Origin of the sequence: Lysinibacillus sp. FN11 (assembly GCF_024628845.1) — a bacterium.
Taxonomy (GTDB): Bacteria; Bacillota; Bacilli; order Bacillales_A; family Planococcaceae; genus Lysinibacillus; species Lysinibacillus capsici.
The window spans coordinates 3214440-3238084 of record NZ_CP102383.1; the positions used below are offsets into that span (position 1 = coordinate 3214440).

A 23645-nucleotide genomic window follows, 5' to 3' on the forward strand; every position below is an offset into this window, starting at 1 on the left:
AAGAAAAATTTGCTACATGGTTTTAATTTTTAATGAAATTCTCTTCCATCATAAACAGCTGTGACATTCCCTGCACGAATGACAAAGTCTCCAAAATGCTCGCCCTCTAAACGTTCCTTTGAAAAATGCAGAAGAATTGGGCGTAGCTCTGCTAAAATTTCCTCTTCACCAATATTTTCACGATAGATTTTATTTAAGCGGTTGCCTGTAAAACTTGCACCAAGGTACATATTGTATTTACCTGGCCCTTTGCCAATAAAGCCGATTTCACCCATTGCTGCACGTGAACAGCCATTTGGACAACCAGACATGCGAATAACAATTTCTGTTTCATTTAAGCCAGCCTCATCAATAATGGCATCAATTTTTGTTATAAGAGAAGGTAAATAGCGTTCTGCTTCTGCCATGGCTAAGCCACATGTCGGTAACGAGACACAGGCAATAGAATTGCGGCGTAAGGCAGAATAATGCGCACCATCTGTTAGCTTGTATTGTTCAATAAGGATATTTATTTGTTTCTTTTTCTGGGGGTTACATTGCTAATCATTAAGTTTTGGTTCGGTGTTAAACGAAAATCACCCGTGTGCACCTTAGCTATTTCACGTAAGCCAGTTAACAACTGATAATCCTCAAAGTCTTTTATACGGCCATTTTGAATAAATAACGTATAATGCCAATGACCATCTGCCCCTTTAATCCAGCCAAATTCATCACCTGTACGCTCAAATGTATAAGGACGAGCCTGCCGAATTTCCCAGCCTAGACGACGCGTTAATTCTTCTTGGAACCATTCAAGTCCTCTCGCATCAATTGTGTATTTAAATCGTGCATTTTTACGGACAGAGCGATTCCCATAATCACGCTGTATCGTGATTATTTTTTCTGCTGTTTCTAGTAATTTATCTGGCGTTATAAAGCCAATTTCACGAGCAAGCTGTGGATAGGTTTCATGATCACCATGTGTCATGCCCATGCCTCCACCGACCGCTACGTTAAAACCAACAAGCTGATTGTCTTCAACGATGGCAATCAGTCCGATATCTTGTGAAAAAACATCTACATCATTACTTGGTGGAATTGCAATACCAATTTTAAATTTACGGGGCAAATATTGAGCTCCGTAAATCGGTTCAATTTCTACATCCTGACTATCTACTACCTTTTCTCCATCTAACCATAATTCATGATAAGCGCGTGTTCGCGGCAGTAAATGCTCACTTAGTTTCGCAGACCAATTATAGACCTCTTCATGTAATGCAGATTGGTTTGGATTGACATTACACATCACATTACGGTTCACATCTCCACAAGCCGCAAGAGAATCCAATAACACCTCATTGATTTCCTTCATATATTTTTTAACATTCCATTTTAAAATGCCATGTACTTGAAATGCTTGACGTGTTGTTAATTTTAAAGAGCCATTGCCATACTTTCTAGCCATTTCATCCATCACAAGCCATTGTGCTGGGGTGGCTGCTCCACCCGGTGTTCGTACACGTACCATAAATTGATAGGCAGGTTCCAGCTTTTGTTTCTGACGTTCATTCCGAAGATCTCGATCATCCTGTAAGTAACTGCCATGAAATTTCATAAGGCGATTATCGTCCTCTGGAATACCAGAGCTTAATGGATTGTTCATGGTACGTTCCAGTGTTCCACGTAGGTAATTACTTTCGGTTTTAATACGCTCTACATCGCTTGGTTTCCCAGGCTGTGGAGGTAACACTATTTTTTCAGTCATTCTTTATCGCTCCTTTAATCCATTACACCTCAGCGTATTGGGCATACCTGAGGGTTTACTTGCTAACAAAGAGATCAACTCATTAATAAGGGAAGGATTTTTAGAAATTTGTGTTGAACTGCATTAATAAACGTCACGTTGGTAGCGTTTTTGCTGTTTTAATTCATTCACATAGGCTTTTGCTTCCTCTGGTGTTTTCTGTCCTTGCTGCTCAATGATTTGATGAATGGTTGCATCCACATCAGATGCCATTGATTTTTCGTCACCACATACATAAATGACAGCCCCCTGCTCCAGCCACTCATAAAAACTTGCGGCATTTTCTTGCAATTTATGTTGAACATAGATTTTTTTGTCTGTATCACGTGAAAAGGCTACATGCATGTGACTTAATGTGCCAGTAGCTAGCCAACGTTGCCAATCCGTTTGATAGAGGAAATCCGTAACAAAATGCTGATCACCAAAGATGAGCCAAGCTTTCCCCTCAATCCCTAACTCTTCTCGCTCCTCTAGAAAAGCTCGATATGGTGCAACACCTGTGCCTGCACCAATCATAATAATTGGCGTTTCATTATTCTCTGGCAATCTGAAATTCGGATTTTTATGAACATAGATTGGTAATGTATCACCTATTTGTATTCGTTCTGCCACACTTCCAGAGCAAACACCAAGGCGTTGTCTACCTGCTGTTTCATAGCTTACCTTGCCAATCGTTAAATGAACCTCTTCGCTATTGGCCTTTTGGCTACTAGCAATAGAATAAAGTCGAGCTGGAATTTTACGCAGTAACTCTACAAACTGCTGTGCATTCCAAGTAAATGGTGTAAATTCCTCTACTAGGTCGAGCAAGTCTCTTCCTTTTGCATAGTCTTTCCATGCTTTTGGTTCTTCAAATAGCTTAGAAAATTCTTTATGCTCTGTATGAGCAGCAATTTTTTCGAGTAACGGCTTAGATAACACCGTAATTTCTAATTTTTTCTGTAGTGCATCTTTTATTGTTATTGTTTCATCAAAAACAGTCACTTCTGTCTCCGAATCAAATTGAAGTGCTGTCAGCAATGCATTGACTAATTGTTCATCGTTCTCTGGCAGAATGCCAATGCTATCGCCGGGTTCAAAATGGAAATTAGCTCCCTCAATCGATAATTCAAGATGACGTGTCTCTTTATTGGAGCCACGACCATTTAAATTTATATTTTCAAGTACTTCAGCGTAAAATGGATTTTTTCTTGAATATGTAGATTCTTCAAGTACTTGCGCCCCTTCGTTGTGTGCTGAAGTAGACGCTGCTGAAGTTGTGTGCTGAAGAAATTCCTGTTGAACCGCAGAGAACCACTGTGCAGCTGCGTCATCATAATCTACATCGCAATCTATACGAGGAACAATTCTTGTTGCACCTAATTGCGCAAATCGCTCATCAAAGTCCTTACCTGTCTTACAGAAAAATTCATAGGAGCTATCCCCTAAAGCAAGGACCGAATACTGTAGGTGTTCTAGTTTAGGCGCCCGTTTGCTATGCAAAAATTCATAGAATTGTATTGCTTGATCTGGGGGATCTCCCTCTCCATGTGTACTCACAATAAGTAATAGATTGGTGATCTTTTTTAAATTACTAGCTTTAAATTTCCCTAATGATGAGACAGTTACATCTACCTGCTGTTCTTTTAAAGCTGCTGCATACTTCTCAGCTAATCCTTGACTATTGCCTGTTTGGGAACCATATAAAATTGCTATTGTTTTTGTAATCGGTTGGGCTGCTGGTGGTGCCTGTTCAGCAATTGCATCAAGAGTTGCTTGGGGAGCACTTAAGTAACCGTTTAGCCAAAATTTTTGTTCAATTGTTAATTTAGGGAGAAGCTCGTTTAATAACTTCACCTGCTCTTCATTAAATGGACTGTTTATTACTTGTAATTTCAATCTTTGCCACCTCACGAATCATCATCATTTCATATTTTTAAATTTATCGAAGCCTTATTTTTTCCTTTTTCTCAATCTGAACCACATAGGAATTTTGAACAATCAATGTAATGGATCCGTGGTTCACAGTATTTAACATTTGGCGGACATTATCTAATGCTAGATTTACATTTTCAGTTCTTTTATCTACCATTACGAAACACCTTCCTCTTTAAAATGTAGTAATTCATCAATACGTTCCACTAATACTTTTTTCACATTGTCGTCATAGCCTAAGCTTTCACATAACAAAATGTTTTGGCTGTCAAAGCCTTGTAATCGCTTGGCAATACTTTGTCTTAAAATGCCTGTAAATAATAAATAAGGGACAATAAAAATTTGCTGTTGCTTCCCTTTAACTTGCAGTAACCAGTCTTCAAAGGTTGGTCCCATTCCGTATAAGAAGCATGTATCAACGGCTTTATAGTGATATTTAGTACGTAGCCTTTTGGCAATTTTGGCTAAATCCCTCTTGACGGCTGGATCACTACTCCCGCGTCCTATGAGTAAAACACTCGCATTGCTGTTAGGTTTCAGTTTTTCTATTATCCTAGCCTGTAACGTGTCAATTAATCGTTCATGAATGCCAAGAGGCTCACCATATGTAAACTTTACATATGGATATAGTTTTTGAGCTTTTGCCATTTCTTTCGGAATATCATGCTTTGCGTGTTGAGCAGCTAGTAGGAGAATAGGCATTACGGCAATCGCTGTTGCTCCTTTACGAATACAGCTAGCAATGCCTTCTGCAATGGTTGGTGTTGCCAGCTCTAAAAAGCATATTTCCTGAATAGGTACTGTCACTTCTTGTTGAACGCCTTGAAGAAAGTTTACGGCCTGCTCTACACCCTCCTTTACACGACTGCCATGTGCAATATATAAAATAGCCTGCATAATCCCACAACCTTATCCCGTTATTTGGATTGGCTGTGCTGGGTTTTGCTCAAACCAATGAATGGTTTCTCTTAATGTCACAACCTTCCCTACTAATATGATGCTAGGGTTTTGAATCTTTTCCACACACACGATTTCCTCAATTGTAGCTAAAGTACCCGTAACAGTTCTTTGCTTAGTAGAAACTGTTCCCCAGTGAATAACAGCCACAGGCGTTTTTTCATCACGGCCATATTTGAGTAATTGTTGACGGATATACGGCAGATTACCAACACCCATATAAATGGCAATCGTATCAATCCCTTTTGCAAGACTTTCCCAACGGATAGCATCTTCTTTTCCATCCTGCATATGCCCAGTAACCATAGCAAAGCTTGAGCCTAAATCACGATGTGTGACAGGAATACCTGCATATGCTGGAGCTGCTATACCTGACGTAATACCAGGCACAATTTCAAAGGGAATTTGATGCTTCGCTAGCACACCTGCCTCCTCTGCCCCTCTACCAAAAACAAATGGGTCTCCTCCTTTTAATCTTGTGACAACATATCCTTGTTGGGCATAATCAACAAGCGTTTGGTTGATTTGCTCCTGAATCATGGCATGTTGCTGAGGCAACTTCCCGCAAAAGATTAATTTAGCGTCTTTCTTGGCATAGGCTAATAGCTCTTTATTAATGAGTCTGTCATATAAAATGACATCTGCACATTCAATGCAACGTAATCCTTTAATCGTAAGGAGGTCAACATCTCCAGGACCTGCACCGACAATATACACTTTCCCCATTTCATCTCACTCCTTCTGTTAATTAGCCTTGTTGTCATGGCATTTCAGATTGATTAAACTTACTAATAATGGTCCTCGATTTTCTAAACCTGACACTTTGCTTTCGGTACAAAAACCTTTACTAAATTAAGATAAAGAAAAAAGGCTAATATTACCCTTAGGCACAAAAATGCCTATGAATAATAAAAGCCTCTAGTTTGCTAGTCAGCCACATATTTAATTCTTAGTAATATAATAAGAATAATAAATAATTTAGTATATTCTGTCAACACTAAATTTGATACTTCGTTAGGCACAATAAAAACCAGTTGTCGATATCAAGATCGACAACTGGCTGATCTAATTATGTGCTTACCATGGTCTACGATATCGCGGACCTGGTCGAAAATATGGACCTGGTGGATATGGTCGATAGTTTGGATAATATGGATTGTAAGGATATTGATTAAATTGAGAGCCAAGGAAACTGCCTAAAAAACCACCAAAAAACGGTGCGCCAAATGGCCAAATAAAGCCTCCAAATCCTCCGCCTGGATAACCTCCGAAATTGCGCATATGCTACCTCCCCTTTTTACTCTATCGTATGAAGGAAGATACATCTATCATATGTAGAATGCCTATTCTATCGGGATTAGTGCGTAAATTACAAAAAATCAGCGAGAATAAACTCCCGCTGATTGACACAGTTTATTATTTTTCTTCCCCTAAACGTTGGACAAAATTCGCGAGTGTACGGACCATAACACCAGTACCACCCTTAGGTCCTAAATCATGTACAGCTACTGCATCTGATGTGCCTGCTATATCCAGGTGAATCCATGGTGTATCACCAACAAATTCGCCCACAAAACCGCCGCCGAAAATCATATGACCATCACGACCAGGTGAGTTATTTAAATCAGCTACATCTGATTTTCGAATTCGTTTTTTATCATTTTCTGTTAAAGGCATACGCCAAACAAATTCATCTGTCTCTTTTGCAGCTTCCATAAATGCTTCAAAAAATGCATCATCATTTGCAAGTGCACCTGTTTTATCCATACCTAGTGCAGTAATAACGCCTCCAGTTAAAGTAGCAACATCGATCAGTGAAGTAACCCCTTGCTGTTTAGCATATGTAGTTGCATCTGCCAGAACTAAACGCCCTTCTGCATCCGTATTTAATACTTCTACCGTTTTTCCACTGTACGTCGTAATCACATCATCTGGTTTAAACGCTGTATCCGACACCATATTATCTGTAGAACCGATAACGGCTACAACATTTTTATTTGGACGTAATTCGCCTATAATTTTCATCGCACCAAGTACAGCAGCAGCACCGCCCATATCACCTTTCATACCAACCATAGAATCCTTTGGTTTTAAAGAATAGCCGCCTGTATCATACGTTACACCCTTACCAACAAGACCAATTGGATCTTCAAAATCTTCAGTCGCTTTATATTTTAAGGTAATTAATCGTGGTTCTTCATAAGAGCCTCGGTTAACACTTAATATACCACCCATACCTAGTTCCTCTAATTGTGCTTTATCTAATATCTCTACTTCAAAATCGTATTCCACAGCTAGAGATTGTGCATAGTTAGCTAAATCCGTAGCTGTTAGTAGATTTGGAGGTAAATTAATTAAGCTACGAGCTTCATTGACAGCATCTGCATAAATCGTACCTACCTCAAAACTTGCCACCACTTCATCTAAATCCTCTGCTGTAGTCACAAGGTGAACAGTATCAATACGTTTATCTACTTCGTTTGAAGTTGTTTTATAATGTGGAACAGCATAATAGCCAAGGCCAATTCCTTCCCCCGCTAAAAATGCTACATCTGCTGTTGAAATTGACTCTGTTGTAAATGATTCAAGCCAGATGGAATACTCTTTTACTTTTAAAGATCTTAATTCTTTCCCTACTAAACCAAATGCTGCGCGAATATCACCTTCTGTTAGGTTTTTACGCTCATCTAAACCTACAAATACAATACGTTTCAGGTTGTTATGGTTTTTCACAAATGGTAATTTCGTTAGTTTCTTTAATTCAGTTGAGACGTCTCCTGCACTAATCCATGTATCAAGGGTTTCACCGTAAAAAGATGAAAAGCTTGCCCAGTCCTGCATTTGTTCACGATGTTTTGTGACTCCTACCACTAATAGTTCTGTAGAAATCGTTTCAAATGTTTTTGCTTCTTTTACAATATGCATGTAAATTCCTCCATTCCATATACTATTATAACGAAGTTTCTGAAAAGCGCGTAATATTTGCCTATATCTTCTTTTAGAAAATAATGAATGTTATAATAAAAGCAATTATTTGCGAAGGTTGTGATGAAATTGAGTTTACTCCAAAATACCCCATTACTAATTGCCCTCTTTGCGGTTCTCTTTGCACAGTTAGTTAAAATCCCCATTCATTTTTTAATGACCAGACAAGTAAAATGGGGACTTTTTACGTCAACAGGTGGAATGCCTAGTTCTCACTCTGCTTCTGTCACTGGATTGGCAACCTCAATTGCCTATGAGACGGGTTTGGAATCCCCCATTTTTGCGGTAGCCGCCATGTTTTCCATTATTGTGATGTATGATGCTAGTGGTGTTCGTTACCAAGCAGGGCAGCATGCAGCCATTTTAAATCAACTACGTAAGGATTTCCAAACATTGCTTCATGATTTAAAAAAATGGCCACAGATGGACGGACAAGAAAAATTGGAGGAATTAAAAACACTATTAGGCCATAAACGAAGTGAAGTATTTTTTGGGGCTCTCACGGGTATTTTTATCGCCATCATAACCTACGAGTTTTTTATCTAACAGACATAAACACATCCTCTAGAGGGAGGCTGTGTTTTTTTGTATAAAAAAAGTATTCCCCCTTCAGTTGAAGAAAGAATACTAAGCACGTTAGAACATTCGATAGCCACTTTTACGTAAATAAATCATCACGATACCCGCCACAATAGAACCCGCAAAGCCACCTGATAAAATAGCAATATCCACAAACTGAAGTGCCTGTAATTTATCAATTAATGCTGGGAATGCAGAGCCTGGCTTAAAAATATAATCTAAGAAGCTTACTTCATCTACAATAAAGATGACAACAATTGGATACACAATTGCCATTAACCATGTCATCCGTAACAGCATATTTAACAAGAATCCGATACCAAAAAACATGACGAAAAATAACAAAATAGAAATGATTAACTGTACTAATGAAACTGGACCATCCATGTATGTATAACCTCCGTTTTCCTCTCATTAGTTTACATGATTACGACACCGCTTTCAATGAACATATCCTTGTTTTCGCTTGTTCGTCATATTTGGGAAAATCATTAATCGATCATCTATGGTTGATCTTTAAATTTAGGGGTATTTGCTTCTTCCTCGGGTATTTGCTTCTCCTTCACCGTAGATGCTTTTTCATCAAAAAACTATTGAAGACAAATGCTTATCTTCAATAGTTTCAATGATTTTATGAAGTTGATTGAGCTACTAAAAACTTTGGTGATTTCCAAAGCTGTGCCCATTTTTTAAATGCTGTCAGCACAATTAAGAAGCCAAGCATTAGCATGATAACTGATAAAATCCCATTTAACATATTAAAACCTGCAGCGGCTGGATTCCAGTATACATTTTTAATCATCCAATAGCCTGCAACGTTGACCGTAATGTATAAATAAGCCAATGGGATAAAGCATGTCAATGCATAGATGCGTTTATCTGCGACCTTCAATACCATCGTTACTCCACATACTAGACCAATGGCTGCCATGAGCTGATTGGATACACCGAATAATACCCAGATAGAGCTAATATCCCCTGAATACAATAAATAGCCCCACATAAAGCAGGCAAGTGCACTAGCAAAAATTGTACCTGGTACCCAATTGGTACGCTTCAGTGGTTTATATACATTGCCACCAAAGTCCTGTATTAAATAACGAGCTACCCTTGTTCCAGCATCAATGGCTGTAAGAATGAAAACTGCCTCAAACATAATGACAAATTGATAGAAGTACGAAGATAACTCTGCGAACCAAGGAATACCTGTAAAGATATCTGTCATGCCCACTGCTAGCGTTACAGCACCTCCTGTTCGTCCTTCCAAGTCCATGCCGATACTTTGAGACAATGCTTGTAGATGAACGGGCTCCATCCCTAATGTAGCAAACACAGCTGGTGCTGAGTTAATCGCAAAATAGTCGGCTGGATGAAGAGCAGTAGCTGCGATTAAAGCCATCACACCTACTAGTGACTCTACTAACATAGCGCCAAAGCCTACAATACGAATATCCTCCCAACGATCAATCATCTTAGGCGTTGTTCCTGAGCCTACAAAAGCATGGAAGCCAGAAATGGCACCACAGGCAATTGTAATAGAGACAAACGGCCACACAGGACCGGCAATTACTGGTCCACCACCATGAATAAACTCTGTCAATGGAGGGAATTGAATAGCAGGATTAACAAAGAAAACGCCAATAATTAGTGCAATAAATACCCCAATCTTCATGAAACTACTTAAATAATCACGAGGTGCTAATAATAGCCACACAGGTAACGCAGCGGCGAAAAAGGCATAGATCGGTAAGATGATAGCTAATGTCTCCCGATCAAATGTTAAAAAGTCACCGAATGCTGTGCCTTGAATAAGCGGTCCGATAAATACCCCAATCATTAATAAAATAAAGCCTATAGTAGATGTAACAATTAAATTGCCTGTTTTACGATAGGCAATACCCACAAGCATGGCGATTGGTATCGTTATACCTACCGCAAACGTTCCCCATGGATTGCGCTCTAAAGCACCTAACACCACCATCGAAAGACCTGCCATTGTAATCGTAATAATGAATAGCATTGCAAGGCCTGTACAGAAACCTGCGATAGGGCCTAACTCCTCCTTCATCACTTCAGATAGGGATTTACCACCATGACGCATGGATGCAAATAAAACAACAGCATCATGAACTGCCCCACCAATTACTGCCCCGATTAATAGCCATAGAAGTCCAGGTAAATATCCAAACTGTGCGGCTAGGATTGGTCCAACTAAAGGTCCTGCTGCTGCAATCGCTGCAAAATGATGCCCAAAGGTTACCCATTTATTCGTCGGAACATAGTCTTTACCATCTTCCAAAGCGTGGGCTGGGGTGGGCGTATCATCTTTTATTTTGAGTACCTTCTTTGTAAAGAAAATGCCATACAAACGATAGCTGATCATCAAAATACAAATAGACCCTATCACTATTGTAATCGCATTCATGCAAACACCCCTTTTACTTTTTCCACATCATAGCAAAGGAATGTCCCTATTATTCTCAAAATAACTGAAATGTCAGAAATTAAAGTTGAAAGGTAGTATTTGTCCGTTGAAATGCAACTACCTCGATAGGTCAAAAATTTTCCGTACATCCTTCATATACAGCCTACTGACAGGAATGGCATGTCTGTTGTGCACGATTAAATTAAATTTCGAACTACTCCAAGGCTCAAGTTCCACAATATGCTCTAAATTGACAATATATGCACGATGGACACGTACAAAGCCTTTTAAGGTAAGTCTTTTTTCTAACGCAGCCAATGATTCGGAAGCAATAAAGCGCCCCTGCTCTGTCACAACAACCGTTTTACTATCCTCAGAGGTGCAATACAAAATATCCTGTATTTTCAGTAACAAAATTCGATCGTTTGCATAAACGGTTAATTTATCGAGCTTGTCCAGCTGCGACACCTTTAACTCCTCCAATGTTTTTGCCTGAGCAGCTCTTTTTTTAGCTAACAGTTTTTCCACGGCCGTTTGTACCCTTTGGGCCTCAAAGGGTTTCAATATATAATCGAATGCATTGACTTCAAATGCCTGCAAAGCATAGTCATCGTAAGCTGTAGCAAAAATAATTTCAGGTCTCTGCGCATTCAGTAATAATTGTTTAGCTAAGTCAAGTCCATTGTTTATGCCTAATTCAATATCTAAAAATATACAATCGACTTCTTCAAGCTGTGACGCTTTGCACAATTCCTCAAGATTTTCAGATTCACCACAAACATTCACTAATGCTGTTTGCTCTAATAAATAACGCAGTTCCTTGCGTGCTAAGGGTTCATCATCCACAATATATACATTCAAATTCTTCTACTCCCATCTAGTCGCCTTTAACGGCAGTTGAATCATAATTTTTGTGCCCACATCTAACGTACTTGTTATATGAAAATCAGCCTCCGAACCGTAAATTTCATGAATTCGCTGATAAATATTCCATAAAGCCGTGCCTGTCCCTTGTTCCGATTCCATAATACGTTTACCTAGTTGTTTCACCTGTTCTTTCCTCATGCCACACCCATTATCCTCGGTCAACAGCAGTAGCTTATCATTCACTCGTTGTACTTTGACATAAATTTTGCCTTCTTTACGATTTTTAAAGGCATGATAAATAGCATTCTCGACAAGAGGCTGTAAGGTAAATGGAGGAATTTGCACATCAAAGAGTGTTTCATCCATGATAAATTCAACTTCGTAACGATTTGGAAACCGTGTTTGCTCAATAGATAAATAAGCTTCAACATGATCAATTTCATTTTTTAATGGAATAAGCATTTGTCGTGCGCCCTGCAAATTGCTTCTAAAAAATGTACTAAGCTTGATTAATAACGCTCTTGCCTCATCTGCATCTGTCCGAATCAAGCTTGAAATAGTATTTAGACTATTAAAGAAGAAATGTGGATGAACTTGTGCTTGTAATGCCTTGATTTCAGCATCCTTTAATAATTTTCGCTGTTGCTCAATTTCAGCATATTCAAGCTGTGAGGAAAATAGTCTACTCAAACCCTCTGCTAGCTCCTTCTTCACCCCTGTCATAGAATCTGCTTTAGTGAAATAAAGCTTTAAGCTTCCAACTGTTCGATGCTGTACCTTCAAGGGCAAGACAATGGCAGCACTTAATGGGCAGCTAGCGTGTGGACATTGAATTTCTTTTTCAGATGTAGCCATTAAAATTTTGCCTTCCTCTAATACTCGTTTTGTCAAAGCTGTCATAATTTCTCGATGAATTAAATGATGATCCTCACCAACGCCAACATGTGCAAGCACCCCATTTTTATCGGTAATAGCGACCGCATCTACTTTTATTTCTCTTTTAATAATTTCTGCAACCGTTTGGCATGATTCTTCATTCAAGCCCTTACGAAAATGCTCAATTGTTTGTTGGGCAATTGAAAAAGCTTGATGGGTTTGTAACGCCTTTGTTCGCTCCTCTTCATCAATAAACGTTTTAATAATCATGAAAAATAAAAATATCCCAAAGGCATTCATTAAAATCATCGGCATTGCAATTAATGAGACTAACTGCAAAGCCTGCTCAAATGGCTTCGCAACTACTAAAATCACCAGCATTTGAATTGTTTCCGCACAGATGCCGATGATGACTGCTTTCTTATAGGAAAAAGTTTGACGTATTTTAAAGCGTTTACTTAAACCACCTGTAATAAAGCCAGCTAGAATCGTTGAAATACCGCAGGCTATTGCTGTAAAACCACCAAGTGTAATTCGGTGAATACCTGCAATAATTCCTACACATACACCAACAAGTGGTCCACCAAAAATTCCTGCAATGGCGACACCAATTAATCTCGTATTAGCAATGGCCTCCTCCGCATTGATCGTACTATGTATCATCTGATTTAAAGGATGGATTGTCCCACTTTCAATTTTAATCCCTGTATAACTGCTGATAATACATAGGCTACTAAAGATAATGATGAGCCATATTTTCTCTTTCGTTCCTTGCTCCTGAAACAGCTTTTCTCGAAAGAGTCGCCATCTTGACATTAAAAAGGCAAACACAATGATCAGCCCAACTCGCTCTAACATAAATAAAAACAGCTCCATCAAAGGTCACCTCCTAAAGGTCATATTATTTTTTAAAGAATAAACGATAAGAGGTATAACCAAAAATATCACCTGGATTAATCCCTTCTATCGCCTCTAGTTGATGTCTTTCAAATTGATTGGAAGCCATTTCCTTTAACATAACAGATGTTGATTCATCTTGGGCTAGCTCATTAGGGTACAACCATTTAGCTTCTAAAATTTCATTTTCCTGAATACATACCTGCTGCTGCTCATCTAGCATTCGACAATAAAAAATGGCCATATTATCACTGATGTCATCACGGATAACACCTGTTCTAAATCCAATTAAGCCTGAGACTCTACAATCGATGCCTGTTTCTTCTTTGATTTCACGAATGACCGCCTCATCCACCGTTTCTCCTGCATTAACAAAACCTGCTGGCAATGACCAACGTCCTTTCAATCCGCTATAAGCCTTTTTCACAACTAACCATTGCCCAAGCTCATTCACCGTAACACCTGATACACCCAACCATATTTTCCCTCTATCTTTTCTCATAACCTTCACCTCTATCTACCTATTATACCTGCTCACTTTCTATGGAATGAAGCATTTATTCAGAATTTTACAGTTAATTCACAGTGAAAATGCTTCCTTCATTCAACCTCAATGAAAGAAGCTATTATACACTGCCTAGAATTTCACTAAATAAGGTCATAAAAATTTTTTAGAAGTGTCAGATGATTTTTAACATAGTTACTTACAAACTGGAAAATAAAAAGAAAGAAAAAAGCTCCTTTCATTCATCATGTTTTGCAACATCATCAATCAAAGAAGCCTGTTATTGTTAGCCCATTATTCGAATGGATTTATTTACTTTTACTCACAAACCTCAGGTGTACCTTCACGCTTTGCTGTTTTGAAAGATGTACCGCAGCCACATGATGCAATGGCATTTGGATTATCGATTGTGAAGCCACCGCCCATTAGCGATTGTTTATAGTCAATTTTTGTTCCCATCAAAATCGGCGCATCTTCACGGGAAACAAGAATTGTTAAACCATGCTGTACATCTTCAAAATCATCCTCTTTTTTCTCTTTATCAAAATGCATGCCATAGGATAGCCCGCTACAGCCGCCACCATTCACCACTACACGTAAAAAAGAACCTTGTTCTTCATTATGCTCCATCATTTCATTAATATGAAAGCCAGCAGCCTGTGTCACTTCTATAATTTGCTTTGTACTTGTCATCCCAATCACCTTCCTTCTTACGTATTATCATAACAATTTTGACCATTGTATGACAAACATTCAGCTTCATGTCGATTTTAAGTTATAATTCTCATATTTTTCACATTAATAGTATTTTTTATTCATGTTAATAAAAACATCATTGGTATAATAGTTACAACGAATTCTTGGCAGGGGGTAATATATATGGAGATTTCACCATATTACGAGAAAAAGATTCAATGTTTAAATTGCAAAAAAGAATTTCCCACATTAAAAGTGCGTTCAAAATTTATTAAAGTAGATCATACAGAAACAGATTTTCAACCTATTTATGCAGATGAAGTGAATGCTCTTTATTACAATGTTTTTGTATGTGAGCATTGTGGCTTTTCCTTTACAGAAGATTTTACAAAATATTTTGCACCAGGTATCCAAGATCATATACGTACACAAATTACAGAAAAATGGGTGCATCATGATTTCAAGGGTGAACGTACTGTATTTCAAGCCATTCAAGCCTATAAGTTAGCGTTTCTTTGTGGCACGATTAAAAAAGAAAAAAATGTAGCGATTGCTGGACTAACTTTACGTCTTGCATGGCTCTATCGTTCCTTGAACAATAGTGGACAAGAAGAGCGCTTTATTAAATTAGCACGTGATTATTATATGGAATCTTATTCAACCGAGGACTACAGCTCCACACAAATGTCAGCCGTCCGAATTATGTATATGATTGCTGAATTATCTAGACGTATTGGAGATATTGAAAATGCGACACGCTTCTTTTCTAGAGTCATTGAAAAACAAAGTGTCGGTGGTGAGGCAAAAATTATAGATATGGCGAAAGAACAGTGGGCCATTATTCGTGAAGAAAAAGAACATGCGCGTCATATATAGGGAGATAAAAAAGTTCTAGCTTAACAGCTAGAACTTTTTAGAAAGGCTTAGAATACTTGCTCTACTTCTACAATACCTGGTACTTCTTCTAATAATGCTCGTTCAATACCAGCTTTTAATGTAATCGTAGAACTTGGGCAACTGCCACAAGCACCTAATAAACGTAATTTCACAACGCCATCCTCAACATCTACTAATTCACAGTCTCCACCGTCACGTAGTAAGAATGGACGTAATTTATCTAATACCTCTTGAACTTGGTCGTTAATTGTTGCTTCTGCCATTTATCTCGACTCCTTTCCTTATAATGATTATAATGTTAGCAACAGAAAAAATCCAATATTGAATCACAAGGAGAGAAAATACTATGCCATCAACAAAACCTATGATTGAAATTTATGGAACAGCTGTCATCTGTGCTAGCTGTGTCAATGCCCCATCTTCCAAGGATACATATGAATGGCTACAAGCGGCCATCAATCGGAAATATCCAGATCAAGTATATGATATTCGCTATATCGATATTGAAGGGCCAATTGAGAATGAACGCGATCAAGAGTATGCATCACGTATTCAAGATGATGAATTTTTCTATCCCCTTGTCCTCATTAACAATGAGGTAGTTGGAGAGGGCTACGTCCAATTAAAGCCTGTATTTACAGCACTTGAAAATTTAGGGTTTGTTCCAGACGAAACGGTTTAACAAAAATAAAGGGATTGTATCAAAATGATTTTTGAAACAATCCCTTTTAGCTAATTAATCATTTTGACGTTTGTAATACCATAATAATCCTGATTTCATTAAGCGAGCGATACGCCCAGTTACTGTTGTATCAGCTAAGTATACAAAGCCTTGTTTTTTACCAAGAGCCCCCATGAAGCCTTTTAATTTAATATCTGGCATCTTCTCTGGTAAATGTTCACCTTTCCAACGCATACGAAGTACTTTCACAATTTGCTCCGCTTGTTCCTCTGCTAATTGTGCTGTTGGGGCTAAATCTGATGAAGCACAATCTCCTACAACATAGACATGTTCATCATCCAGTAAATTAAAATACTGTGTGACAAGTGGACGGTCATGTTTATCTTTTTCAACATCCATATCACGAACAATTTTGACTGGCTGAACACCAGCAGTCCAAACCACTGCATCGAGTAAAATTTCATCATCATGGTTAAAAATTTTACCTGGCTCTACTCTTGTAATATTTGAATTGGCAACAACATCAACATTATGCTTAACAAACCAATCCTTTACATACTTACTTAGTTTTTCTGGAAAATCTTTCAATATACGTTGACCACGGTCAAATAGCTTGATTTTTAAATCTGAGCGACTTTCACGTAGCTCACTTGCAAGCTCGATTCCACTTAAGCCAGCCCCTATAATTCCAACTGTAGATCCAGCTGGTAACCCACAAAGTGCTTGGAATGTTGCACGTGATTTGCCCATTGTTTGAATGCTGTACGTATACTCTTCCGCACCTGGTACACCATGATATTTATCTTCACAGCCAAGCCCGATGACTAAATCATCATATTCTATACGTTGTCCGTCTTCAAGAATGACTACTTTTTCCGCACGATTAATTTCAACGACTTCTCCATATACGGCTGTTAAACGTTCATGCTCTGGGAAGCTTACACGAATTTCTTTATCTGTTGCTGTCCCTGCCGCCAATGCATAAAACTCTGTTTTTAAACTATGGAAAGGGGCTCTATCTACTATAACTACCTCTCTGTCTAATGGTAGGCTGTTTAATAGACGAAGCATGACACGCATATTGCCGTAGCCGCCACCTAAAAGTACTAATTTTCCCATAATAGTCTCCTTTTATATCTCTTTTAATAATTGTTCACAAAGTATCCACAAACGAGTATAACCGATTGTGAGAAGTTTCACAATATCAGAATGAAATTTTGTGAAAGATTTCACAAAATAAACGAAAACCTGTTCATTTCTATTGATTTTTAAGCCATTAATAACAAATTCCCTTTATGTTTTATTAAAAAACGTTTCTTTTCTCTTAAACATAAATAATTGACGAAAATCGCAAAACCGAGTAGCATTACTTTGGTGAGGTGACATGGATGAATCCAATGGTTGAATTTTGTATAAGTAATTTAGCAAATGGCTCTCAAGCAACTTATGAAGTACTCGAACGCGATCCAAACATCGACGTTTTGGAATATGGCTGCCTCAGTTATTGTACAAAGTGCTCAGAATCCTTTTATGCAATTGTAAACGGTGAATTAGTAGAAGCTGATTCTCCTGATGAATTAACGAAAGCCATTTATCAATTTATCGAAGAAAATCCTTTATGGTAGTTTTCTAAAATGCCTATATGAATAAATTTGAACAAATAAAAAGGATGTTATGCTGAAAATTAGCATAAACATCCTTTTATTACTTTAGTACGTCCACTACATATGTAGGTTGGCATTCTTTTTCGAGGACAGTCTTTGTAGGCGTCACCCCAGTATTCACATGAATGGTGTCACAGCCAAAACGAATACCACACATAATGTCCGTATCATAATTATCACCGATCATTACCATGTCTTCTTTCGCAATCCCATGCTCGGTAGCAATTACTTCCAGCATGGCTGGCGATGGCTTACCAATATAGATTGGTTCAACATCTGCAACTTCTCCTACCAAGCGTGCAAAAGAACCATTGCCTGGTAAGAACCCATATTCTGTTGGGAATTTAATATCCTGATTCGTGGCAATAAAGGTTGCTCCTTGCTGAACAAAAACCGTTGCCCTAGCTAGTGCCATATAATCAAGCGTACGATCAATCCCCATAACAAATACATCGGGCTCATCCTCAACAGGCACAATATTTTCATTGAGTAGTGCCTGACGAATACCATCTGTACCCATCATGGCTACTTTCTTGCTTGGAAAATGTAAGGCCACATACTTTGCTGTGACCAATGCACTTGAATAAATATGCTCTAATGGCGCGTTCACACCAATAGACAGTAAAGCTTCTTGCAGTTGTTCTCGCGTCTTCGAAGAATTATTCGTTACATAGAATGGCTCAATTCCTGCTTGCTGTAAACGATGAATAAAAGCTACCGCAGAAGGAATACCTTCCTTCCCACGGTAGACAGTTCCATCTAAATCAAAGCAATAGGCCTTATATTGTTTCATTGATGATCCTCTGGCAAAAATGCTGAAACAGGTCCTAATTCATTTGTTAAATAATTATGAACTGCTGGCGAGAACTGCTTTAAAGCTGTTAGATTAGCTGTTAGTACATGGATAACCTCTTGGATATCTACCTCTATAAACTCACGCACAAGCATTTTACGTAAGCCAACAACTGCTTTGTATGGTGCTTCCAAATCAGCAGCTACAACTTTTTCATCGACTAAAATATCAATAATATCCTCGTAGCTTCCTGGATCGCGCATAATGAAACCGTCAATCATTAAATTTCCTACATCCATCATTGACTCCATAATGTTGTGTCCAATTCGCTCGATAGCTAATTTCTTTATATCATTCTGAAGCCAGTTATCCTCTGTTTCCAAAATAGTTAATAGCCCATCTAAGTACTGTAAATTTTTTGTGATTTTATTACGATCTACAAAATACACAAGGAAAGCCTCCATTCAAATCTTTAAAAGTTGATAGTCTTTTCTCTTCTATAGTACCATAACTATAGGATTGGAAGGAGATTAAAAGATGGAACGTTTTTTTTTATATGATGATGTAGAAGATACGAAAACAAGATTTGTTAGTTTTGCTGGACAAAAGCTACGTTATGATTTAGCTATATTACAATCTGGCCGCTTCTTTGGAAAAGTGCTTGTCATGGATATCCAGTTCGGTCGCTTTGCTATTATTGGTCCTGATGATGTAGAAGAGCCTGGTTACTTAGAACATGTGTACAATCGCACAGAGGAAGAAACAATCGAATTACGGGAATACTTGCGTGAATTATTGAACTAACACCCAATTTATTGGGTGTTTTTTTATATTATATAAAAAAATTTCGCTAGCCATGGGCGATTGCGAAATCTTTTTACGTATTGTTATTTATTTAAAGTGGATGGATTATCTTTATTATGGGGCTTGTCTTTATTTTCATTATCATTTTGTTTTTTCGCTTGCTGATTTTGACCAATCACAGCTAAATCGTCTACACTAATATCAAAACCATACCCATATTCCTCTCGATCTAATGGCTTTTTATTGCGTTTTTCTTTTGCCAACATCATCACCTCCATTCATAAATTATCCCTTTTTTAATGATTTATACTTCCTTTTTCTCAATACGTTTAAGCTGTTGCATCCTTAATAATCCACTGGGCAGCGCTTATTAAATCTGGAAAGACAGCATCTGCTAATGAATCTTGTTCTCCTAAGAAAACACCCTTTGTTCCTGCCCGTTTTCCTGCAATAATATCCGTATCTGTATCGCCTACCATATAGGATTTTGATAAATCAATGTTATATTTCTTTCCTAAATCCACAATTAATTTACTATTGGGCTTTCGGCAGGCACAACCTGACTTAGGTTTGTGCGGACAATAAACGACTTCATGGATCGTTGCCCCTTTTTTCTTTAGCTCCTTCACCATATGTTCATGTATTTTCTGTAAGCCACTTTCCTTCATAAAGCCTAATCCAACCCCACCTTGATTTGTCACGACAAACACATAATCAAAATGCTTATTTAGCTTTCTGATTGCCTCAGGCACTTGCGGTAAAAAGTATAAATCCTTAGGCTTATTCACAAACTTCACACGATTTGTTAGTACTTCATTGATAACACCATCACGATCTAAAAATACGGCTCTTTTCATTTACAACACACCTTCGATAAGCTGTTTTGTGCTTTAGTTTTCCCTAATTACACAAAAGCTAACAATGATGAAAAAAAACCTGATGCCTATCACATCAGGTTTTTGTATAAGAATTTATTCTGCTAAAGGTTCATGGTCTGTTGGCTTTGTTACTTCACTCATATCCACTACTTCTGGCTGTTTCATAACTTTCCCCAGTTTACGTAATACGAAATAAGCACAACCAAAATTACAGTATTCGTATAGATAATCTTGAAGCGTACTTATTTTTGTATCAAAAGTGGATTTTTGATTTTTGTCATCAAAAAAGCCCTTTAAACGTAACTGGTTATAGCCCCAATCACCTACAATATAATCGTATCTGGCTAAGATATCTGAGTATCTTTCCTGAAAAACTTCCTCCTGAAAGGCCTCGCGATAATCCTCTATTAGTTCATATTCTAATCCTTCAACTATGATCAAAGTGACACCACCCTTTTCGTTCAGCCTTGACGTTTACACTTCCGCTTGTAATTGACGTTCTTTCGTTGCAGCATTTACTTGTTCGTCTGCGTGATAACTACTACGTACAAGTGGGCCAGCCTCACAATGCTTAAAGCCTTTCTCCATGGCTATCTTACGCAGTTTACCAAATTCTATTGGTGAATAGTATTTTTTAACTGGTAAATGCTTTTTCGTTGGCTGTAAATATTGACCGATCGTCATAATATCAACATTATTTGCACGTAAATCGTCCATGACTTCTAAAATTTCTTCATGTGTCTCGCCTAATCCGATCATTAGTGATGATTTCGTTGGTATTTCAGGCTGCATCTCTTTAGCTAAACGCAGGAACTCTAAAGAGCGTTCGTATTTTGCACGAGCGCGCACTCTTGGTGTTAAACGGCGTACTGTTTCAATATTATGATTTAAAATGTCTGGTTTTGCATCCATTAACATTTGAAGGTTCTCCTTCATCCCACCTAAATCTGATGGCAATACCTCTACAGATGTGAAAGGACTTTTACGACGAATTGCACGTACTGTTTCTGCTAAAACTTGCGCTCCACCATCCTTTAAATCGTCACGTGCTACCATTGTAATAACTACGTGCTTTAAATTCATAATGGCTACTGAATCTGCAACGCGCTCTGGTTCTGCCAAATCTAGTTCATTTGGTAAACCTGTTTTCACTGCACAGAAACGACAAGCACGTGTACAAACGGAACCAAGAATCATCATGGTAGCAGTACGTCTCTCTCCCCAGCATTCATGGATGTTTGGACAACGAGCTTCTTCACATACTGTATGCAGATTTTTCTCACGCATCAGCTTTTTAAGCCCTTTATATTCATCATTCGTGTTTAGTTTTATTTTTAGCCAGTCTGGTTTTCTTACATGTTCTTCTTTACTTGTAGGTTTACAAGATGTCATACGAATATCGCCCCTATCAAAAATATACATTTTTTAATATTAACTATCTTCACTGTTGTCAATGTAACATATTAAAGGCACTCCAACAACTATCACAACAAACATTTCTATTTATAAGGGACAGGTATTTCTATGGACGGTTGGGGCGCGTCACTACTATTGGTATAAATGTTTGGAACTGGTCCCCTTGTTAGACCCATCGCTACAGGTATATCCTGCGCAACGGTAGAAGACTTACTAGCGAATGGAACAATAATCTGAACATTTACCTCTAAATGAATACCTACCTCCACATAAGCACTATTGATTCCAAATTCTTGAATAGAGGATGTCACATTACTATGAACATTCCCAATCACATGGAAGCGGATCGGGATCTTGGGCCCCAAATTTCCAAGCAAAGGAATATTGGCTGCTTGACCAAGCGGTACAAAAAAGACAATGCCATCACCATCTTGGATCCTGTTAATATCATATTCAACATTATCTAATTCAGGTAAATGGGATAGCTCTCCTTGTTCAGCTTGCTCCAAATACATTTTAACAAGCTCTAATGTCTCTGCTCGAACACGATTAATGATTTCTGTATTAAACTTGGTGGTCATCATTTCAGACGTACCTGGAGGAATATCTTCAATGATATCATTTACATCTAATACATTAGAGGTACGTGAATTAATGGCTTTACTCACAACATATGAGGCAATCTTCGTAGTTTGTACTTCTGCATATTGCAAATAGGTTGGCATGAGCCGTTCATTTAAATAATAAATAAATAATATAAGGCAAACAACCATACTAACAATTAAAATCGTTAATTTATTAAGACGCATTCCCCTTCTACCATATGAGCGTAATTTCATTCTTTTTCGAGGGAAAAACAAAAAAATCTCCTCCTGTTCCATAACGTATGAACAGGAGGAGTAATTTATTCTACTTTTGCGGGAACCACATAATCCGTCTCAACATTTTCAACTGTTACCTCAGGATAATCCACTAAATTAATTTCATATGTAGCTGCAAGCAATTGATCTTGTTCTTCAAAAATACGAATCCATGGTAATGCCGCATCCAACGTGTTTTGTCTAGATACAATCCCACGGCGTCCATCTGATAATTTTAAAATAACACCATTTGGATAATGAACGACAGCTCTTTTTAAAGCTTTTACAATTCGAGCATCATAAAGAGTACCCGAGCCAGCTTCAACAATAGCTAGTCCTTGTGAAGGAAGCATCTTTTCCCGGTATACACGATTCGTCGTCACCGCATCAAAAACATCTGCAACGCCAATTATCTTGGCAAATGGATGAATTTCAAAGTCAACAAGTCCTCTTGGATAGCCACTTCCATCAATACGTTCATGGTGTTGGAAAGCACAGTGCGCCACAAGCAGAGAGATTGAATGTAAATTCCGCAATAAATCAAAACCGTAACGAGCATGCATCTTCATCATTTCAAACTCATCATTCGTTAAACGTCCTGGCTTTGTTAAAATATCTTTCGGTACCATTAGTTTACCGACATCGTGTAATAATGCACCGATCCCGATCAAACGTAAATCCTCAGCAGAGTAACCAAGTTCTTTGGCAATGGCAATAGAATACAATGTCACTTGGAAAGAGTGTTGATATAAATATTCATCAAATAAATAAGCATCTGTTAAAATGGTTAGAATTTCATTATTTCCAGTAACTGCAGAAAGTAATTCATCTACAATCGAAACAATTGTCTTTGATTGCTGATCTAATATATAAGAAGCATTTACTGGATTCAAACCATCAATGGATTGGAACGAATCCTTTATAGTTTTGATGACTTTATTTCGCATAGCAGGTGGAACGGTCTCTTCTACTTCTATACCCTCAGAAATCTCATCGTCAATATATAAATAATGTGTATTTAACTGTTGAAGTCTTTGAATAATACGGTCATTAATGACAACATCTTTCTTTAAAAGCGGATGACCTGCCTCATTCCAAATGGTTCTTCCTAATACCATTCCTTCTTTTAATACATCGATTGAAATTAATCGCATGACTTCTTCCCCA

General features: G+C 38.0%; 27 protein-coding genes and 1 pseudogene. 5 read left to right on the top strand and 23 right to left on the bottom strand.

The annotated features are described in order from the left end of the window. Window positions 1-29: 29 nt before the first annotated feature. The 7 genes and pseudogenes from cysI to NP781_RS17115 form a co-directional block, all read right to left on the bottom strand. A pseudogene (gene cysI / locus NP781_RS17085) lies at window positions 30-1744 on the bottom strand (assimilatory sulfite reductase (NADPH) hemoprotein subunit). A gap of 123 nt (window positions 1745-1867) precedes the next feature. Beyond that, complete coding sequence (locus NP781_RS17090; protein WP_257520416.1) at window positions 1868-3661, bottom strand: assimilatory sulfite reductase (NADPH) flavoprotein subunit; 1794 nt, start codon at window positions 3659-3661, stop codon at window positions 1868-1870. Between the two features lie 43 nt (window positions 3662-3704). Then, window positions 3705-3854 (bottom strand): YezD family protein, encoded by a 150-nt coding sequence (locus NP781_RS17095; RefSeq protein ID WP_004228347.1) that lies wholly within the window; start codon window positions 3852-3854, stop codon window positions 3705-3707. Beyond that, on the bottom strand, window positions 3854-4594 hold the full coding sequence (locus tag NP781_RS17100) for a sirohydrochlorin chelatase (protein ID WP_221681286.1): 741 nt from the start codon (window positions 4592-4594) through the stop codon (window positions 3854-3856). The genes NP781_RS17095 and NP781_RS17100 overlap by 1 nt, the downstream gene beginning before the upstream one ends. Window positions 4595-4606: 12 nt before the next feature. Beyond that, window positions 4607-5380, bottom strand: coding sequence for a uroporphyrinogen-III C-methyltransferase (cobA, locus tag NP781_RS17105; RefSeq protein ID WP_257520417.1), 774 nt, complete (start codon window positions 5378-5380; stop codon window positions 4607-4609). Window positions 5381-5731: 351 nt separating this feature from the next. Further along, on the bottom strand, window positions 5732-5935 hold the full coding sequence (locus NP781_RS17110) for a hypothetical protein (RefSeq protein WP_016991509.1): 204 nt from the start codon (window positions 5933-5935) through the stop codon (window positions 5732-5734). Between the two features lie 135 nt (window positions 5936-6070). Further along, window positions 6071-7579, bottom strand: a complete 1509-nt coding sequence (locus NP781_RS17115; protein WP_257520418.1) for a leucyl aminopeptidase — start codon at window positions 7577-7579, stop codon at window positions 6071-6073. 123 nt (window positions 7580-7702) lie between these two features. On the opposite strand from NP781_RS17115, the gene NP781_RS17120 reads away from it, so the two are divergent. Continuing rightward, window positions 7703-8185 (top strand): divergent PAP2 family protein, encoded by a 483-nt coding sequence (locus NP781_RS17120; RefSeq protein ID WP_257520419.1) that lies wholly within the window; start codon window positions 7703-7705, stop codon window positions 8183-8185. A 90-nt stretch (window positions 8186-8275) separates the two neighbouring features. Here NP781_RS17120 and NP781_RS17125 read toward each other — a convergent pair whose 3' ends face one another. The 6 genes from NP781_RS17125 to NP781_RS17150 form a co-directional block, all read right to left on the bottom strand. Next, window positions 8276-8605: a YuiB family protein gene (locus NP781_RS17125; protein ID WP_004228336.1), complete on the bottom strand. Its 330-nt coding sequence runs from the start codon at window positions 8603-8605 to the stop codon at window positions 8276-8278. Between the two features lie 244 nt (window positions 8606-8849). Continuing rightward, window positions 8850-10643: a carbon starvation CstA family protein gene (locus NP781_RS17130; protein ID WP_221681282.1), complete on the bottom strand. Its 1794-nt coding sequence runs from the start codon at window positions 10641-10643 to the stop codon at window positions 8850-8852. A gap of 117 nt (window positions 10644-10760) precedes the next feature. Further along, window positions 10761-11504, bottom strand: coding sequence for a LytR/AlgR family response regulator transcription factor (locus NP781_RS17135; protein ID WP_257520420.1), 744 nt, complete (start codon window positions 11502-11504; stop codon window positions 10761-10763). Window positions 11505-11510: 6 nt separating this feature from the next. Beyond that, entirely contained in the window at window positions 11511-13262 is a 1752-nt protein-coding gene (locus tag NP781_RS17140) for a sensor histidine kinase (protein ID WP_257520421.1), read from the bottom strand. Between the two features lie 25 nt (window positions 13263-13287). Further along, complete coding sequence (locus tag NP781_RS17145) at window positions 13288-13785, bottom strand: NUDIX hydrolase (protein ID WP_221681279.1); 498 nt, start codon at window positions 13783-13785, stop codon at window positions 13288-13290. 321 nt (window positions 13786-14106) lie between these two features. Further along, the gene (locus tag NP781_RS17150) at window positions 14107-14481 is read right to left on the bottom strand and encodes a HesB/IscA family protein (protein WP_009371985.1); all 375 of its coding nucleotides are present in this window, start codon (window positions 14479-14481) and stop codon (window positions 14107-14109) included. Between the two features lie 186 nt (window positions 14482-14667). Here NP781_RS17150 and NP781_RS17155 point away from each other — a divergent pair, with 186 nt between their 5' ends. Further along, on the top strand, window positions 14668-15360 hold the full coding sequence (locus NP781_RS17155; protein ID WP_257520422.1) for a DUF2225 domain-containing protein: 693 nt from the start codon (window positions 14668-14670) through the stop codon (window positions 15358-15360). Between the two features lie 47 nt (window positions 15361-15407). Here the strand turns inward: NP781_RS17155 and NP781_RS17160 are convergent, their stop codons facing one another. Then, window positions 15408-15644 carry a NifU family protein gene (locus NP781_RS17160; RefSeq protein WP_004228295.1) on the bottom strand — a complete coding sequence of 79 codons (237 nt, stop codon included), beginning with the start codon at window positions 15642-15644 and terminating at the stop codon, window positions 15408-15410. An 83-nt stretch (window positions 15645-15727) separates the two neighbouring features. Between NP781_RS17160 and NP781_RS17165 the strand changes: the two genes are divergently transcribed. Continuing rightward, window positions 15728-16063: a YuzD family protein gene (locus tag NP781_RS17165; protein WP_004228290.1), complete on the top strand. Its 336-nt coding sequence runs from the start codon at window positions 15728-15730 to the stop codon at window positions 16061-16063. Between the two features lie 54 nt (window positions 16064-16117). On the opposite strand, the gene NP781_RS17170 is transcribed toward NP781_RS17165, so the two are convergent. Beyond that, a complete protein-coding gene (locus NP781_RS17170; protein WP_004228288.1) occupies window positions 16118-17182 on the bottom strand; it encodes an NAD(P)/FAD-dependent oxidoreductase in 1065 nt (354 codons plus the stop codon). Window positions 17183-17451: 269 nt separating this feature from the next. Between NP781_RS17170 and NP781_RS17175 the strand changes: the two genes are divergently transcribed. Then, entirely contained in the window at window positions 17452-17688 is a 237-nt protein-coding gene (locus tag NP781_RS17175; RefSeq protein WP_004228286.1) for a YuzB family protein, read from the top strand. A gap of 79 nt (window positions 17689-17767) precedes the next feature. Here NP781_RS17175 and NP781_RS17180 read toward each other — a convergent pair whose 3' ends face one another. Together NP781_RS17180 and NP781_RS17185 are read right to left on the bottom strand one after the other, a co-directional pair. After that, window positions 17768-18520 carry a TIGR01457 family HAD-type hydrolase gene (locus NP781_RS17180; RefSeq protein ID WP_048394415.1) on the bottom strand — a complete coding sequence of 251 codons (753 nt, stop codon included), beginning with the start codon at window positions 18518-18520 and terminating at the stop codon, window positions 17768-17770. Further along, a complete protein-coding gene (locus NP781_RS17185; RefSeq protein WP_009371987.1) occupies window positions 18517-18969 on the bottom strand; it encodes a DUF86 domain-containing protein in 453 nt (150 codons plus the stop codon). The genes NP781_RS17180 and NP781_RS17185 overlap by 4 nt, the downstream gene beginning before the upstream one ends. A gap of 88 nt (window positions 18970-19057) precedes the next feature. On the opposite strand from NP781_RS17185, the gene NP781_RS17190 reads away from it, so the two are divergent. Further along, the gene (locus tag NP781_RS17190) at window positions 19058-19324 is read left to right on the top strand and encodes a DUF3055 domain-containing protein (protein ID WP_009371988.1); all 267 of its coding nucleotides are present in this window, start codon (window positions 19058-19060) and stop codon (window positions 19322-19324) included. An 83-nt stretch (window positions 19325-19407) separates the two neighbouring features. Here the strand turns inward: NP781_RS17190 and NP781_RS17195 are convergent, their stop codons facing one another. The 6 genes from NP781_RS17195 to NP781_RS17220 all read right to left on the bottom strand — a co-directional run bounded on the left by NP781_RS17195 (window position 19408) and on the right by NP781_RS17220 (window position 23632). Further along, the gene (locus NP781_RS17195) at window positions 19408-19602 is read right to left on the bottom strand and encodes a hypothetical protein (protein WP_175400780.1); all 195 of its coding nucleotides are present in this window, start codon (window positions 19600-19602) and stop codon (window positions 19408-19410) included. Window positions 19603-19653: 51 nt separating this feature from the next. Next, window positions 19654-20181, bottom strand: a complete 528-nt coding sequence (locus NP781_RS17200) for a D-glycero-alpha-D-manno-heptose-1,7-bisphosphate 7-phosphatase (protein ID WP_257520423.1) — start codon at window positions 20179-20181, stop codon at window positions 19654-19656. A 114-nt stretch (window positions 20182-20295) separates the two neighbouring features. Next, on the bottom strand, window positions 20296-20643 hold the full coding sequence (locus NP781_RS17205) for a YutD family protein (RefSeq protein ID WP_004228271.1): 348 nt from the start codon (window positions 20641-20643) through the stop codon (window positions 20296-20298). 33 nt (window positions 20644-20676) lie between these two features. After that, window positions 20677-21594: a lipoyl synthase gene (gene lipA, locus NP781_RS17210; RefSeq protein WP_004228269.1), complete on the bottom strand. Its 918-nt coding sequence runs from the start codon at window positions 21592-21594 to the stop codon at window positions 20677-20679. Between the two features lie 107 nt (window positions 21595-21701). Further along, on the bottom strand, window positions 21702-22499 hold the full coding sequence (gene yunB / locus NP781_RS17215; RefSeq protein ID WP_048394406.1) for a sporulation protein YunB: 798 nt from the start codon (window positions 22497-22499) through the stop codon (window positions 21702-21704). 23 nt (window positions 22500-22522) lie between these two features. Beyond that, entirely contained in the window at window positions 22523-23632 is a 1110-nt protein-coding gene (locus NP781_RS17220) for an HD-GYP domain-containing protein (RefSeq protein ID WP_004228267.1), read from the bottom strand. Window positions 23633-23645 lie beyond the last annotated feature (13 nt).